General features: G+C 54.0%; 13 protein-coding genes. 10 read left to right on the top strand and 3 right to left on the bottom strand.

What is annotated here, in order from left to right; genetic code table 11:
• Positions 1-48: 48 nt before the first annotated feature.
• Complete coding sequence (locus tag M9H61_RS06495; protein ID WP_101247680.1) at positions 49-1,365, top strand: UDP-glucose/GDP-mannose dehydrogenase family protein; 1,317 nt, start codon at positions 49-51, stop codon at positions 1,363-1,365.
• A gap of 8 nt (positions 1,366-1,373) precedes the next feature.
• On the top strand, positions 1,374-2,789 hold the full coding sequence (pgmG, locus tag M9H61_RS06490) for a phosphoglucomutase/phosphomannomutase PgmG (protein WP_228196563.1): 1,416 nt from the start codon (positions 1,374-1,376) through the stop codon (positions 2,787-2,789).
• A gap of 123 nt (positions 2,790-2,912) precedes the next feature.
• Here the strand turns inward: pgmG and M9H61_RS06485 are convergent, their stop codons facing one another.
• Complete coding sequence (locus tag M9H61_RS06485) at positions 2,913-4,103, bottom strand: D-alanyl-D-alanine carboxypeptidase family protein (protein ID WP_228196562.1); 1,191 nt, start codon at positions 4,101-4,103, stop codon at positions 2,913-2,915.
• A gap of 331 nt (positions 4,104-4,434) precedes the next feature.
• On the opposite strand from M9H61_RS06485, the gene M9H61_RS06480 reads away from it, so the two are divergent.
• Positions 4,435-5,148 (top strand): hypothetical protein, encoded by a 714-nt coding sequence (locus M9H61_RS06480; protein WP_250284025.1) that lies wholly within the window; start codon positions 4,435-4,437, stop codon positions 5,146-5,148.
• A gap of 249 nt (positions 5,149-5,397) precedes the next feature.
• Here the strand turns inward: M9H61_RS06480 and M9H61_RS06475 are convergent, their stop codons facing one another.
• Positions 5,398-6,330, bottom strand: coding sequence for a hypothetical protein (locus M9H61_RS06475; RefSeq protein ID WP_250284023.1), 933 nt, complete (start codon positions 6,328-6,330; stop codon positions 5,398-5,400).
• Between the two features lie 13 nt (positions 6,331-6,343).
• Between M9H61_RS06475 and M9H61_RS06470 the strand changes: the two genes are divergently transcribed.
• The 6 genes from M9H61_RS06470 to M9H61_RS06445 all read left to right on the top strand — a co-directional run bounded on the left by M9H61_RS06470 (position 6,344) and on the right by M9H61_RS06445 (position 13,269).
• The gene (locus M9H61_RS06470) at positions 6,344-6,841 is read left to right on the top strand and encodes a phasin family protein (RefSeq protein WP_181848964.1); all 498 of its coding nucleotides are present in this window, start codon (positions 6,344-6,346) and stop codon (positions 6,839-6,841) included.
• Positions 6,842-7,134: 293 nt separating this feature from the next.
• A complete protein-coding gene (gene clpS / locus M9H61_RS06465; protein WP_008890601.1) occupies positions 7,135-7,461 on the top strand; it encodes an ATP-dependent Clp protease adapter ClpS in 327 nt (108 codons plus the stop codon).
• A gap of 3 nt (positions 7,462-7,464) precedes the next feature.
• Complete coding sequence (clpA, locus tag M9H61_RS06460) at positions 7,465-9,786, top strand: ATP-dependent Clp protease ATP-binding subunit ClpA (protein WP_068518563.1); 2,322 nt, start codon at positions 7,465-7,467, stop codon at positions 9,784-9,786.
• Positions 9,787-9,887: 101 nt separating this feature from the next.
• The gene (locus M9H61_RS06455) at positions 9,888-10,427 is read left to right on the top strand and encodes a hypothetical protein (protein WP_068518562.1); all 540 of its coding nucleotides are present in this window, start codon (positions 9,888-9,890) and stop codon (positions 10,425-10,427) included.
• Between the two features lie 530 nt (positions 10,428-10,957).
• Positions 10,958-11,575 carry a hypothetical protein gene (locus M9H61_RS06450; protein ID WP_068518560.1) on the top strand — a complete coding sequence of 206 codons (618 nt, stop codon included), beginning with the start codon at positions 10,958-10,960 and terminating at the stop codon, positions 11,573-11,575.
• Positions 11,576-11,586: 11 nt separating this feature from the next.
• Positions 11,587-13,269 (top strand): methyl-accepting chemotaxis protein, encoded by a 1,683-nt coding sequence (locus tag M9H61_RS06445; protein ID WP_068518559.1) that lies wholly within the window; start codon positions 11,587-11,589, stop codon positions 13,267-13,269.
• 168 nt (positions 13,270-13,437) lie between these two features.
• Here the strand turns inward: M9H61_RS06445 and M9H61_RS06440 are convergent, their stop codons facing one another.
• Complete coding sequence (locus M9H61_RS06440; protein WP_250284021.1) at positions 13,438-14,598, bottom strand: GNAT family N-acetyltransferase; 1,161 nt, start codon at positions 14,596-14,598, stop codon at positions 13,438-13,440.
• Positions 14,599-14,770: 172 nt separating this feature from the next.
• Here M9H61_RS06440 and serA point away from each other — a divergent pair, with 172 nt between their 5' ends.
• Entirely contained in the window at positions 14,771-16,081 is a 1,311-nt protein-coding gene (serA, locus tag M9H61_RS06435; protein WP_371922214.1) for a phosphoglycerate dehydrogenase, read from the top strand.
• The last annotated feature ends 6 nt before the right edge of the window (positions 16,082-16,087 follow it).

Below are 16,087 nucleotides of genomic sequence, written 5' to 3'. Positions count from 1 at the left end.
GGCAACAACTGTTTCGGTCAGTTCGTTCTAAATTGGGAATAAACATCCATGCGCGTAGCAATGATCGGGACCGGATATGTTGGACTTGTTTCCGGTGCCTGTTTCTCCGAGTTCGGTACAGACGTGGTTTGTGTCGACAAGGATGTGGAAAAAATCGCCCGTCTTGAAGACGGTATCATGCCAATCTACGAGCCCGGTCTGGATGTTCTGGTCGAAAATAACGTAAAAGCAGGGCGCCTGACTTTTACCACCGATCTTAAAGAAGGTGTGAAGGATGCTGATGCGGTGTTCATCGCCGTCGGGACTCCGACCCGTCGTGGTGATGGCCATGCCGATCTGAGCTATGTTTATGCTGCGGCCGAAGAAATCGCCGAGGCAATGGACGGCTTTACCGTGATCGTTACCAAATCGACGGTTCCGGTCGGGACCGGACGTGAAGTGGAACGTATTATCCGTGAAAAGCGCCCGGATGCCGATTTTGCCGTGGTTTCCAATCCGGAATTCCTGCGAGAAGGCTCGGCGATTGGCGATTTCATGCGCCCGGACCGCGTGGTCATCGGTACAAGTGACGAGCGGGCCCGCGAAGTCATGTCCGATCTTTATCGTCCACTGTATCTGATTGAAACGCCGATTGTTTTCACCACGCGTGAAACATCGGAAATGATCAAATACGCAGCCAACACCTTCCTGGCAGCCAAGATCACCTTCATTAACGAGATCGCCGATCTGTGTGAAAAAGTTGGTGCAGATGTGCATGACGTTGCGCGCGGCATCGGTCTGGATGGCCGTATCGGCAAGAAGTTCCTGCATCCTGGTCCAGGCTATGGCGGGTCCTGCTTCCCGAAAGATACGCTGGCGCTGGTGCGTACCGCCCAGGAACATGGCAGCCCGCTGCGCATTATTGAAACTGTGGTCGATGTGAATGCGAAACGCAAGAAATCGATGGCAGATCGTGTGATTGCAGCATGTGGCGGTTCGGTTGAGGGCAAAACGATTGGCATCCTTGGTCTGGCGTTCAAGCCCAATACCGATGACATGCGTGACGCGCCGAGCCTTGATATCATCCCGGCGCTGACGGCTGCTGGTGCCAGGATCAAGGCATTCGATCCCGAAGCAATGGAAGAAGCGCAGAAGCTTCTGGACGGGATCGAATATTGCGATGGTGCGTATGACGCGATCGACGGCGCAGACGCGATGGTTGTCCTGACCGAGTGGAACGAATTCCGCGGTATGGACCTTGATCGTATCAAGGATGCGCTTGCGCACCCGATCGTTGTCGATCTTCGAAATGTTTATGATCCGACCGAAATGGCAGAAAACGGTTTCAGCTATTCCTGTGTCGGACGTGCAACTGTTGGAGGCTAATCCAAGCTATGACGAATTCCGCCGGATACAAGTTTGACAGTTCCGTTTTGCGTGAATACGACGTGCGTGGTGTGGTCGGACAGACCCTTCATGCTGCCGATGCACATGCATTGGGCAAGGCCTTTGGAACCATGGTGTGCCGTTCCGGTGGCAAGCGCGTCGCCCTGGGACGGGATGGACGGTTGAGTTCCCCCGAACTTGCCGAGGCTCTGACAGAAGGGCTGCTTTCGACCGGATGCGATGTTGTGCGTATCGGTCGCGGTCCGACCCCGATGCTGTATTTTACGGTTTATGATGAAAAAACCGATGCAGGCATCATGGTGACCGGGTCTCACAACCCGTCAAACTATAACGGGTTCAAGATGCTCAATGCCGGGAAGTCGGTTTTTGGTGACGCGATCCAGGAGCTGGGCAAAATTGCCGCGGCCGGTGATTTCGAAGCCGGGCAGGGCACGGTAAGTGACATCGACGTCGAAGACCGTTTTGTTACGCGTCTTTTGGCGGAACTTGATTGTGATGTGCCCAACCCGATGACGATCGTCTGGGATTGCGGCAATGGTGCTGCTGGTGATGTTGTGCGCAAATTGACCGCACAATTGCCGGGAACTCATCATCTGCTGTTTGACGAGGTCGATGGTACTTTCCCCAATCATCATCCGGACCCGACAGTCGAAGCCAATCTGGTTGATCTGAAGGCCGCCGTTGCCAAGCATAACGCGGACTGGGGTGTCGCCTTTGATGGTGACGGTGACCGGATCGGCGTGATTGATGGCAAGGGCAATGTTCTATGGGGTGATCAGCTGTTGCAGATCTATGCGGCTGATGTGCTGGAACGTAAACCCGGTGCGGCGATCATTGCCGATGTCAAAGCCAGCCAGACCCTGTTTGACGAGGTCAACCGCCTTGGTGGTAATGCCATCATGTGGAAAACCGGTCATTCATTGATCAAGACAAAGATGATCGAGGCAAAAGCACCGATCGCCGGTGAAATGAGCGGGCATATCTTCTTTGCCGAACGCTATTACGGCTATGATGATGCAACTTATGCCGCCGTGCGTCTGTATCGCATTCTGGTCCAAAGCGGTAAAAGCCTGGCGGAATGGCGTGAAGCAATGCCGGTTGCGGTCAATACGCCCGAAACACGTATTGAATGCCCCGATGATCGCAAATTTGCCCTGATCGAAGAAGTACGTGCACGCCTGGCCGAAACCGGTGCCGAAGTCAGTGGTATCGACGGTGTTCGTGTCAGCACCGACGACGGCTGGTGGTTGCTGCGGGCGTCCAACACCCAGCCGGCAATTGTTGCGCGCTGTGAAGCGGGTGATGATGCCGGTCTTGCGCGGCTTAAGGCCCAGGTCACCGACCAGCTGGTAAAAAGCGGACTGAAATCGGATGATTTCTTTGCGCCGGGTGCCGGGCACTAGGTTTCTGATTCAACCAAATATGCGATCAAGCCCTGATCTGAATGTTCGGGACTGTGATCCAAAAGAAAAAGGCTGTCAGGTAAATCTGACAGCCTTTTTTCGTATCTGGGATTTGGTCGGAGCTTAGCCCGCGTCACCGGAATTGACCGGGATACAGGCAAGGTTTTCACGACGCAGGGCCGCACAGGCTGCCCGTGCTTCATTCTCGCCATCAAAACCGAGAAGACGCGCACGATAGACAACGCCGGTGCCACTGGCCTGTTGCTCAACCGCAGCGCGGGTCAGGCGCAGGACATCTGGCGCGGTACGGGCGGCTGCAAGAACGGCTTCCTGGGCACGGCGCTGATCACTGAAGGCACCAACCTGGATTGCCCAGCCGCTATTGGTTTCCGGTTTCAGACGGGTCACAACGGTTTGGGTATCAATCCGGCCCGGTTCTTCGACTTCGCGCAATGTTTCACGCTTTGCCATCAGCAACTGTGCATCGGCAGGCAGAATTTTGTCTTCCGGGCTGATGCGGGGCCGGGGAACGCGAATTTCGCCTTCCTTGGTCAGTTCGACATAGGCGCGATCCAGAAGTTTTTTCATCTGGTCATCGCGGGTGCGGGCCGTGCGGCCGCCAAACACCACGCCAATCAACCGTTTTCCGTTCCGGTTGACCGAAGCCACAAGGTTAAAGCCCGATGCGTTGATGTAGCCGGTCTTGATCCCGTCTGTCCCGTAATAGGACGCCAGAAGGTTGTTGTGGTTTCCATAGGTACGGTTGCCAAAACGGAACTTCTGGGTCGAGAAATAATGATAATAGCTGCCGAAATTCTTACGAAGCGCAACGGCAAGCGTGATCATGTCGCGTGCTGTTGTCATCTGCCCGCGATTGGGAAGGCCCGATGCATTGCGAAATGTCGTGCGCTTCATGCCAAGGCGGCGGGCCTCGGCGGTCATCATCTGGGCAAATTTGATTTCGGTACCGCCAAGATGTTCTGCCACAACCACGGCAACGTCATTGGCCGATTTTGTTACCAGTGCGAGGATCGCGTCCTTGACCGTAATGGTCTCGCCAGGTTGAAGGCCAAGTTTCGACGGGGCCTGGCCCCAGGCGCGTTTAGACACTTTCATCGGGGTTGAAAGCGATACCTTGCCATTATCAAGTGCGTCAAAAAGCATATAAAGCGTCATGATCTTGGTCAGTGACGCAGGGTACACTTTATGGTCTGCACGATATTCATGAAGCACATCACCAGTGTCACCATCGATGACCATGGCGGTATAGGTTCGTGCGATGGCCTTGTTCGGGACAAGGGTCGCGGAAAGCATGATTGCTGTCAGACACAAAAACGCAGCCAAACAGGCACGCAAGAAACTGTTGCGTGTCACAAGCGGTGTCTTGGCCAACGCATTTGGCCCGGAAGGGGTCGTTAAACGCATTATTCGGGCTCGGCTTTCGGTAGTCCCCAAGAACTAAATAAGACCAGTTTCGCATCCCAGCCTTAAACAAATGTTTAAGAGCGTCAATTTTTCGGCTTTTCTAAACGCGGCCATTCTGTGACCATCTTTCTGCGCGAACGTCACTTTTATATCTCCTGATCGGCAAAAAATCGAGGATCGAATGGTTAAATTAATCGCCCCATTTCTCAATAAGATAGGTATGCGTCGCGCCGGTTTGAACAGTTTGGCTGTTTTGTCGGTTGCTGCAATCGGGCTTGCGGGTTGCTCCTATACGCAAAACAGCGACATCAGCAATCCGCTGGTCAGAAAGTCAGCCTGGTTTTCCTATCTGAACGCCGATGACCTGCGCACAGCATGTTCTGCTGGCGATGCAGAAGGACGGATTCGCATCATCTATAATGCGGATTATTACGACGAAGTACGCGTCTTCGAGCTTGATCCGCATGCCGGCAATCAGCAATTTGACCTGACAACCCGCGTTTTCGGCCCGGCACAGGTCAAGGAAATCAATGTCGAAATCAACGCGCCCCTTGGTGCGTTCGGCGGGGAACACGCAACCGATGTGATCGGGCGTGATGATTACATCGCGATCACCGATGCCTTGCAACAGGACGGATTCGGCACCCAGACAGATCGCGACGGTATCCGGCTTTATTCTGATGACTATTACTGGGTCGCGCTTGGATGTTCATCGGGATATGTGACGCTTGCGACCTGGATGTCGGGTGTTGACGATCTGCGTGCACTCCAGTTCCCGGAAGTTTTGACCGAGCTTTCAAGCATCGACCGCAAATTGCCGGAACCGCCGGCAAATGAAAATGCGCGGTCTCAATCCGCTGCACAGGTTCAAACCATTCAAAATAACGAGTCCGGGACATTTTATCGGACGGTGCGCGGAAACATGCTGCGCTAAACCATAAAATTCAGAATGCGATCACGATGACGGGGATGTTTGGGAAAACGTCCCCGTTATTTTTTAGTGCGCCCGGTGTGGCCAAACGCGCGCAGTACAAGCTGTTAGATGCTTGTTTGGTTTGTGCTTTTGATCGACTGCAATTCGACGGGCGGGTGTGATGTGCTGATTTTATCAGGGTGGCTGTGTTTTGCGTCGCGGTTTTGTCACCAAACTGTTCTTGACCTTTGTGGGTAATTCCATCTAGGGTTATGTTGCAATGCAACATGAATTTGGGGCATCTGCCCCGGCAAGAACGAGGTTAGAAGCAATGGCTGTTTCAAAACAAAAGACCTCTGCGAGATCTGGCAAAAAGGTCTCGGCTGCTGCCAAGGTGGCACCTGCTGCGTCGGGCAGCGCCAAAAAATCCACATCTGTTTCAAAGCCAGCGGTGGCGTCTGAGGGCGCAGTAAAGCGTGTCGTGATGACGTCATCTGAAATCGAAGCGGCCGCAAAGCAGGCTGACGCAAAGCCTGCTGTTTCAAAATCAGACGTGATTGCAAGCACAGCATCGGCTTCCTCGTCTGCGTCCCCCGTAGCGATCCCGGAAAAGCCGGCGGCAGAGGCATCAAAAACGCCATCCGAAGCCGAAATATCCGGTTCGGAAAAAGCCGCAGAACCTGCAAAAGCGCCGGTGGCGAAAAATACGGCGGCACAACCGGCGACTCCATCCTCAAAACAGAGTGAGGCCCCCAAACCGACCAAGCCGGTGGCATCCCCGGCGTCGAAAAAGTCGGCGTCGGCTGCTGTGAAGAAGCCGAAAAAGTCTGCTTCATCCGCTGCGCCATCCCCATCCGCGTCAACAAAACCCGGGGCAGAGGCAAAACCGCGATCGGTTGCCAAGACCCCCGAACAGTCAAGCGCGCCAGTTACCTCTTCTGATACTGAAAGGGCGAGTACCGTGAGTACGACAAGCAAGTCTGCGCCAGCAGCCAAAAAAGCCACTTCCTCAGCAGCCCCGAAAAAAGCAGTAGCCCCGAAAAAGGCCGCTGCCGCAGTCGCGGCAAAGCCTGCCAGCAAGCCTGTTGCAAAACCATCAGCCCCCAAAATCGTGGCAGCATCGACCGATACTGCCAAAGCCGCAGCAACGCCTGCGCCATCAGCGAAAAATGATGATGTGTTCGGTTTTGGTGCGATGTTCATGGATCAGGATGCCATGGAAAGTTATCTCGCACTGTGGAAGGCGCCTGAAATGGATGCGATCATGACCGCGGGAAGCGATGCGATCGAGGAAAGCATTTCTGTCGCCAACGAAGCATTCAGCAAGCTTTTCGATACCATGACCGGTCAGTCGGACGTGTTTTCCGGTGCGGGCTCGCGCATGGCGGCCCAGTGCGAAGAAATCATCGAAGCACAGCAGAAAAACATTGGCGAGGCATTGCAGGCTTCCATGACCCTGTTTGAAAAGACCGGGGGGATCGGAACGGAACTTGCCGGATGGATGCAACGTGAAATCGAAGCATCGCAAGCCGATATCGACGCCCTGGCCAAGGCCGAAAGCCTGTCTGATATTCAGGATTTGCAGGCCAAAATCCTCAAGCGTTATGTCGATAGCAGTGTTGCCGAAACCGAAAAGGTTCAGGAAATCATGTTTGCGGCCATGACCGACAGCATCACCGCAATGTCAAAAGCAGCAAATGCCGTGATGAAATGATCTCAAAACGTTCGGGTTTCCGTATTCTGCAATGAAGATCAAGGCGGGCATGACATCGCGTCATGCCCGTTTTCTTTTGGGCTTGCGTGATTTGTCGCCGTTTTCGGGCCGTGCCGACAGCCGGGTTTGCATGAAGTTTATCGGGTGATCTTGCAGCGTGTCATTCTCAGCCTAAATGAATTGAAGATAGACGATAATTTAGTGACACGATTTTAAGCTGCGGCCTTTGAAAGAGCCTGGCAATGACCTATCATGAAGTTCATGCAGGAAATAAGGGTTCCGGTAAGTAGACGATGACTGAACAGGATAATGACGGCACTGATCTGCCAAACACGGGGATCGTAACAAAGACACGGCCCAAGACGAAAAAGCCGTCCATGTACAAGGTGCTGTTGCTGAACGACGATTACACTCCGATGGAGTTCGTTGTGCACGTATTGGAACGGTTTTTCGAGAAAGGCCGGGAAGAGGCCACCGAAATCATGCTTCAGGTTCACCGCAAGGGCGTTGGAGTATGTGGTGTGTTTACGTACGAAATTGCGGAGACCAAGGTTAACCAGGTCATGGATCTGGCCCGCCAGAATCAGCATCCGCTGCAGTGTACCTTAGAGAAGGAGTGACATATGCTATCGCGCAATCTTGAAGAAAGCCTGCATCGTGCGCTCGCATATGCGTCGGAGCGCCGCCACGAATATGCCACTCTAGAACATCTTCTTCTGTCTCTGACCGAAGATCAGGATGCGCTCGCCGTGCTCAAGGCATGCCGGGTCGATATTGATCGCTTGCGCTCAGACCTTCTGGAATTCGCAGACAGCGAACTTTCCGGCCTGATCAGCGCCCGGTTGATCGACCCGAAACCGACTGCCGGGTTCCAGCGCGTTATCCAGCGGGCAGCCATCCATGTCCAGTCATCCGGGCGCGAGGAAGTAACCGGTGCAAACGTGCTGGTCGCCTTGTTCTCGGAACGGGAATCGCACGCGGTTTATTACCTGCAGCTTCAGGATATGACCCGTCTTGATGCGGTGAATTACATTTCCCACGGCATTGCCAAGGCGTCCGAGCTTAATGAACGTCGCATCCCGCGCGGTGCGGATGAAGAGCCGGTTGCCGGTATGCCGCCAGAAGGTGACGACAGCAGCCCGGCCGAGGGTGAGGCTCTTAAGGCGTATTGCGTCAACCTGAATGTCAAAGCCCAGAAGGGCAAGATTGACCCGTTGATCGGTCGCCAAAGCGAGATCGAGCGCACTATCCAGGTACTGTGTCGTCGTACCAAAAACAACCCGCTTTATGTGGGCGACCCGGGTGTTGGCAAAACCGCCATCGCCGAAGGGCTGGCGCGTCGTATCAATGATGGTGACGTGCCCGAAGTTCTGGCGGATGCCACGATCTTTGCCCTTGATATGGGCGCGTTGCTGGCCGGGACCCGCTATCGCGGGGACTTTGAGGAACGCCTGAAAGCGGTCGTCAAGGAACTCGAAGAATACGAAGGTGCGGTCCTGTTCATCGACGAAATCCACACCGTGATCGGTGCCGGGGCAACATCGGGCGGGGCAATGGATGCGTCCAACTTGCTCAAGCCTGCCTTGGCCAGCGGTTCGCTGCGCTGCATCGGGTCGACGACCTACAAGGAATTCCGTGGTCATTTTGAAAAGGACCGCGCCCTTGTTCGTCGTTTCCAGAAAATCGATGTCGAAGAACCGTCCGAAGAAGATACCGTCAAGATCCTCAAGGGGCTGAAGCCCTATTACGAGGATCATCACAAGGTCAAATACACTAACGAAGCCCTGCGTTCGGCGGTGGAACTGGCGTCGCGCTATATCAATGACCGCAAGCGTCCTGATAGTGCGATTGACGTGATTGACGAAGTCGGTGCATCGCGGATGTTGATGGCACCAAGCAAGCGCAAGCGCACGGTGGGCAAGCGCGACGTCGAAGAAATCGTCGCGAAAATTGCCCGCATCCCGCCAAAATCGGTTTCGACCGATGACCGCAAGGCATTGGCAAATCTTGAACGTGATCTGAAAACCGTTGTCTTTGGCCAGGATAAGGCGATCGAGGCGGTGGCAAGTGCGATCAAGCTTGCGCGTGCGGGCTTGCGCGAACCTGAAAAACCGATTGGCAGCTATCTGTTCTCGGGGCCGACCGGGGTTGGCAAGACCGAGGTCACCAAACAGCTGGCAACCGTCATGGGGATTGAATTCATCCGCTTTGACATGTCGGAATATATGGAACGACACAGCGTGTCGCGCCTGATCGGTGCGCCGCCGGGCTATGTCGGGTTTGATCAGGGCGGTCTTCTGACCGATGCTGTTGATCAGCACCCGCATGCGGTGGTTCTGCTTGATGAAATTGAAAAGGCCCATCCGGACCTGTTCAACATCCTGCTTCAGGTCATGGATCACGGCAAGCTGACGGACAATAACGGCAAAACCGTTGATTTCCGCAACGTCGTTCTGGTCATGACCACTAATGCCGGTGCATCGGACATGGCCAAGCCGCCCATCGGCTTCAAGCGCGAAATGCGGATCGGCGAAGATGAAGAGGCGATCAAGCGCACCTTCTCGCCGGAATTCCGTAACCGTCTGGATGCGGTTATTCCGTTCGCCAATCTGCAGCCCGAAGTGGTCAAGATGGTTGTCGACAAGTTCATCTTGCAGCTTGAAGTTCAGCTTGCTGATCGGAATGTGTCGATCGAACTAACCGAAGCCGCAAGAAGCTGGCTGGCGGAACGTGGGTATGACGTTGCCTTTGGTGCGCGTCCGTTGGGCCGTGTGATTCAGGAGCATGTCAAAAAGCCGCTGGCCGAGGAACTTCTGTTTGGTAAGCTGTCCAAAGGCGGGGCAGTGCTTGTCGACATTGAAGACGATGCGGTCATCTTCCGCTATCCGGAAGATGGCGATGACAAGAAACACGTCAAAAAGAACCCGGAAATGGTTGAAGGGTAAAACGACACCCGGACTTGGTGTGTTGTTAATCATTGGCGGTTAAATTGTGCCCGGGATGTTGTTTCCCGGGCACAATTTTAAAATAAGAACGCCAGAACACGATGAGCCAGGCTGCACAAAGAAAATATCGAACAGAGGTCGAGGAATTCCTTTCCCGGCTGGAATTGCGTGCGCGCAAGCTGATTGCGTTGGCCGACAATCTGGAAAAAACCACCGACAAGATGGATGTTACCGGGTATCGACCCTTCCGCGAGGAGGTCGATAACTTCAAGGCTTTGTCGCTGGTGATCAAAGAGCGGATGAACAAGCTTGAGTCGCATCCGAAAAAAGAAGAACTGGAAGGCCAGTTTCATAAGCTTCAGGTCCTGATGCTGCGTTTGGTGATCAAGACCAGTTTGAAGTTCTTCTTTGTCATGAGTGCCAAGGAAAACCTGCCGCTTGGTGCGCGCGAAATGTTTCAGAGCGAGCTGCGCACTTTATACGAGGCAGAGCGCATGATCTCTGATCCGCGCTATATCAGTCAGCTTGATGAATCCGCGCGCGATGATCTGGAAACGGCCAAATCCATTCTTGAAGAAATCATCGAAAAAGCACCAGCCTTGCTGAATTTCGGGGCGCAGAAGAAAAAGCGCCGCCGCTGATTGCCCGGTGAAAGTCAGACCTGTTGCATGTTTCGGAATTGCAATTTGCAAAATGCAAAGATTGATTGTTGCATTTTGCAATCTTTGCATTTTGAAATGCAAAGATCATTTGAACCTGTTCAGATGGTCAGGTTCGGTTTCGATGAAAAATCCCTAAAAATTGCGATTTTTCACGGATTTAAAAAGTTGGCACGCTTCCTGCTTATGTCATGTCGGACAGTTGTTCTTTGCAGGGGCGCGTTTCGCGCCTGGAACAACGTAATCTTCTGCAGTTTGCTCGTGTCCCAACCAAACTCAGCGGCGGTTTTTCCGCCGCTTTTTTCTTTCCCGGATTTCAAAAGCTTGTAACTGGTACTCTTGTCGATGTGCCCGCAATCCACATATTGAATCGTGTGGAAGTCTACCCGTGCGCTTCCGCTAATGCCTTGTTTCTAACAAAAAGTTGTATGGATGCTTTTCCTTTGGTATAAATACCTATACTTTTAGTTAGTGCTTTCTTGGCTGCAAACAAAGCTGTGGGAGGGAAACCGATGAAGTCTACGAGAAGTATGGTCCTGACAGGGATACTTGCGGCAGCGATATTTGCTGTGCCGCAGGCTGCCATGGCCAAGGCAGAGCTGCCAGGCAATCCGAATGATCTGATTACAGATGCGCTTATCAAGGATATCCGGGGATGGTTGGCCAACCCGGTCGTGGCTTTGTCGATCAATTCCCAGAACCGTCTGCGAAAAGACATGACGCAGGATCAGATTGACGCCGCGGACAAACAATGGCGCGCCGAACGCGAAGCCGATGATCAGCCCCTTGTGGCGGCCATTCTTACCAATCCGCTTTCCAGTTATCTGACCCAGGTGCAGGCCCGTTCCGGCGGTCTTTATGCCGAAATTTTCGTCATGGATGCGGTGGGCTTGAATGTCGGACAGAGTTCGATCACGTCGGACTTCTGGCAGGGCGACGAGGGCAAGTTCCAGAATACTTTCCCCAAGGGGCCCAACGCCGTCTTTATCGACGAAGCAGAATATAACGAAGAGTCTGATTCCTGGCGTTCCCAGCTCAACATGACCATGAGCGACGAAAACCAGCAGGCGATTGGCGCTGTGACCATTGAGGTCAATTTGAATGAACTCGTGCGGCGCGGCAGTCAGTAGGGAGAAACGCCATGAATTTCTTTAAGGATCTCTCCATCCCCGCCAAACTGACAACCTGTTTTGCGATCATGATTGCCGTGATCCTGATGGTTGCCGCCGCGGGCATGTTTGCGACCATGCAGGTCAAAAACGCCAATGAACAGCGCGATTATCTTTCAACCTTTGAACGCGATTATCGCAACCTTGACCGCGCCTATCTGATGGCCCGCCAGGAACTGATCTATTTCCTGACCACTGGCGACCGCGAAGGGTTGCTCAGCTATCAGAAGTCGCTTGAGGAAATCGACACCCGCACCGACGTGCTTAAGGGTTATAGCTCGATCAACGCCGATATCGCGACCTTGATCGAGGAAATGGATGGCGCAATTGATCGCTGGGAAGAGATTGCCGGCGAACAGGCGAAGCTGATGCGTCACTATCTGACGGTGAACCATGCTCGCGCGATCGAAGCATCGGGTGAACCGCGTGAACTGTCCGATCGCGTCAGCATGATTGCCGGTGATCTGGCCAAGGCGATTGACCAGCTTGTGCTTGATGTCGAAAGCAAGGTCGATCAGGCCATGCAGATTTTCCAGGTTACACTGGGTGTCGGTGTGGTGCTGCTGATTGCGATGGCCGCCTTGTTCGGTGGGACGCTGTCGCGGATGATTGCAACGCCGATCCGCAAAATGACCGAAGCCATGGGCAGTCTGGCATCGGGCAACCTCGATATCGAAACGCTTGATATGAAGCGCAATGACGAGGTCGGTGCAATGGCCAAGTCGCTTGAAGTCTTCAAGGAAAATGCCCGCGAACGTGCCCGCATGGCCGAGCAGGAAAAAGTCGAAGCCGAACGCCAGGTTGCCCGCACCAAGAAAATGGGTGTCCTGACCAAAGGATTTGACGAAAAAATCCAGGATGTCCTGAGTTCGGTGAATGCGGCCCTTGATGAAGTCCGTTCTGCATCCGAAATCCTGACGTCACATGCGGTTCGGGCCAATCAGGATGCCCAGAACGTGGCCGAACAGGCCGAGGAATCATCCACCAATATCGAAACGGTGGCATCGGCAACCGCACAGCTTTCGGCGTCTATTTCGGAAATCTCGTCGCAGATTGCCCGGGTTACCGAAATCACCCAGATTGCGGTCGGTGAAACCGAACGGACCAATGAACGGGTGGAAAAACTCAACGAAGCCGCCCAAAGTGTTGGCGAAGTCGTCAATCTGATCAGTGACATCGCCGATCAGACCAACCTTCTGGCCCTGAACGCAACGATTGAATCGGCGCGCGCGGGCGAGGCGGGCAAAGGCTTTGCCGTTGTGGCAGGCGAAGTCAAAAACCTGGCATCCCAGACCGTCAAGGCGACCGAGCAAATCACGGCAAAGATCGTTGAAATGCAAAGTGAATCCGGTGCCGCGGCCGAAGCTGTGCGCGGATTTGCCGACACGATCCAGAAGATCGACGAACTGATGTCGGTTGTCGCCAGTGCCGTCGAAGAGCAGGGGGCCGCGACCGAGGAAATCTCGCGCAGTGTCGAAGGTGCTGCAAACGGCAATATCGCCATTTCCAACGCGGTTAAAAGCGTTGCAGTGGCGACCACGGAAAGCGGTGATTTGTCGAACGGACAGCTCGACAGTGTTGGCAAACTTGCCGCTGCCAACGATGAGTTGCGCACACATGTCAACGGCTTCCTGGACGATGTCCGGACTGTCTAGGCCTGCTTGAAAATGATCTTTCAAAAGGCGCAAGGGCAACCTTGCGCCTTTTTGTTTTGGCGATGCTGTTTTGGACGGCATGCTTCTGCCCGCGGGGATTGGGCCGCGTGATTTGGGAAGTACGATTTAATCCGCGCGAATTAGTCGGCGTAAATTAGCCGGCGTAAATTAGTCGGGGGCCTGAACCTTGCGATAGGGGCTGTGTTCGGCAAGGATATAGTCCCGGTCCTGCGCGATATGGGTTTGTTCCTGTCTCAGGAATTGCTCGACAGCGCGCCGAAGCCCCGGATCGGCAATCAGATGTGCCGAGTGGGTAATGACCGGCTCGTAGCCGCGCTGGATTTTATGTTCACCCTGTGCGCCGGCCTCCACCGTTTTAAGGCTATGGGCAATGGCGATATCGATTGCCTGATAATAGCAGGTTTCGAAATGCAGAAGCGGCGTGCGGTCGATCGTACCCCAGTTGCGGCCATAAAGCGTATCGTTGCCAATCAGGTTAAGCGCACCGGCAACCATTTCATCATCGCGAAAAGCCGCCACCAGAACCGTGCGGTCGCGCAATCTTTCATGCAGAAGATCAAAAAACGTTCGGGTCAGATAGGCCTGTCCCCATTTGCGATCGGATGTATCGCGATAGAAATGGTAAAACCGGTCCCAGTGATGGGGTTTAAGGTCATCACCGCGAAGTGATTCAAACCGGTATCCGGCTTCAAGAACCTGTTTGCGTTCCTTGCGCAGGTTCTTGCGTTTGCGCGAATTCAGTGCGGCAAGAAAGTCATCAAAATTCTGATAGTCGCGATTATGCCAGTGATACTGGATGCCGCTGCGTCGCAGGAACCCTGCATCTTCCATCAGACGGCTTTCATCATCGTGACAAAACGTTACATGCAGGGTCGCCATGCCAAGCTTTTCGGGCAGCATTGCCAACCCGTCAATCAGGATGCGCCGTACGGAATCCGGATCGGGATGGTCATTGGCTACCAGCAATCTGGGCCCCGGAACCGGGGAAAACGGCACGGCTGATTGCAGTTTGGGATAATATTTCCCGCCCGCCCGCTCATAGGCCTCGGCCCAACTCCAGTCGAAAACATATTCGCCGTAAGAATGGGCTTTGACATAAAGCGGCACAATGCCGATTGCCTGGCCTGCTTCATCATTCAATACCAGATGAAACGGCTGCCAGCCGGTTTGCGCATTTGTGGATGCGCTGTCTTCCATCGCCGACAAGAAGGCAAAGCTGACAAACGGATTGTCCGTGCCGGCACATTTATCCCACTGGGCTTGGCCGATGGTGTGGATATCGGTGACGGTTTTGATTTCGGCAGGCAATTCTTTATCCCCTGATCAGGCTGTCATGCGGTTGGTGACCCGTGCGGGTCTTTGTTTTTGTACGCATTAGCCGGTATATGCGTTCAGAAGATAGGGGCAATGCACATTTACGCAAGGGAAAGCCTTTGACGGACGCGCTTCAAGGCCCTATTTCATTGGTCCACGGGCCGTTATGGAATGGCCTGATAAACGGCTCGGGGATTATCCCGTGTCGCCCTCGCGAAGAAAAGGATGGTGCGCCGTGAACAGCAAACTTTCGTTGGAGAAGGACAAGATCAAGATCGTCCTGCTCGAAGGTATCCATGAAAACGCTGTAAAGATGTTCAAAGAGGCCGGCTACTCTAATGTCGACCATTACCCTGCTGCGCTCGACGCGGACGAACTGAAGTCCGTCGTCTCCGATGCGCACTTCCTGGGCATCCGTTCCCGCACCAAACTGACCGAAGAAATCATCGATTCCGCCTCCAAGCTGACCTCGATCGGCTGTTTCTGTATCGGCACCAACCAGGTTGACCTGACCGCTGCTGCGATGCGCGGTATTCCGGTTTTCAATGCGCCGTATTCGAACACTCGTTCGGTGGCAGAACTCGTTCTGGGCCAGATTATCATGCTGCTGCGCGGCATCCCGCAGCGCAATGCGGCGGCTCATAACGGTGGCTGGCTTAAAAACGCCAAGGGGTCGTTCGAAGCCCGCGGCAAGACGCTTGGTATTATCGGCTATGGCCATATCGGGTCGCAGCTGTCGGTTCTGGCCGAATCACTTGGCATGAATGTCATTTATTTTGACGTGATCAACAAACTTGCCATGGGCAATGCGACCGCCTGTGCATCGATGGACGAACTGCTGGCGAAATCCGATGTGGTGTCGCTTCATGTTCCGGCCAATGAGCAGACCAAAAACATGATCACGGCGACTGAGATCGCCAAAATGAAAAAGGGCGCGCACCTGATCAATGCGGCACGTGGCAACGTGATCGTGATCGAAGATCTGGCGGCTGCTCTTGAAAGCGGTCATCTGGCGGGGGCGGCACTGGACGTGTTCCCGGTTGAACCGGCTGGCAAGGACGAAGAATTCGAAAGCCCGCTGCGTGGTATGGATAACGTCATCCTGACCCCGCATATCGGTGGTTCCACCCAGGAAGCACAGGAAAATATCGGGATCGAAGTGGCCGACAAGCTGATCACGTATTCCGATAACGGTTCGACCCTTGGCGCGGTCAACTTCCCGGAAGTATCGCTTCCGGTCAAGGATCGCTCCCACACCCGTTTCCTGCATATTCACCGCAACGTTCCGGGCGTGCTGCTGAAAATCAACGATGTCTTTGCATCGCGTGGCATCAATATCAGCGGCCAGTATCTGCGTTCTGAAGGCGGCGTTGGCTATGTCGTCGTCGAAGTTGACGAGGAAATCAAACCGGGTGCCGGTGTGCGCAAGGAACTTGCTGCCATCGATGGTACGCTGCGTGTGCGTTTCCTGTTCTGATCAGGT

Origin of the sequence: Thalassospira sp. GO-4 (assembly GCF_023588965.1) — a bacterium.
GTDB classification, from domain to species: Bacteria; Pseudomonadota; Alphaproteobacteria; order Rhodospirillales; family Thalassospiraceae; genus Thalassospira; species Thalassospira povalilytica.
Note: the sequence above shows the minus strand (reverse complement) of the source record. Positions and strands in the feature narration are given on the sequence as shown.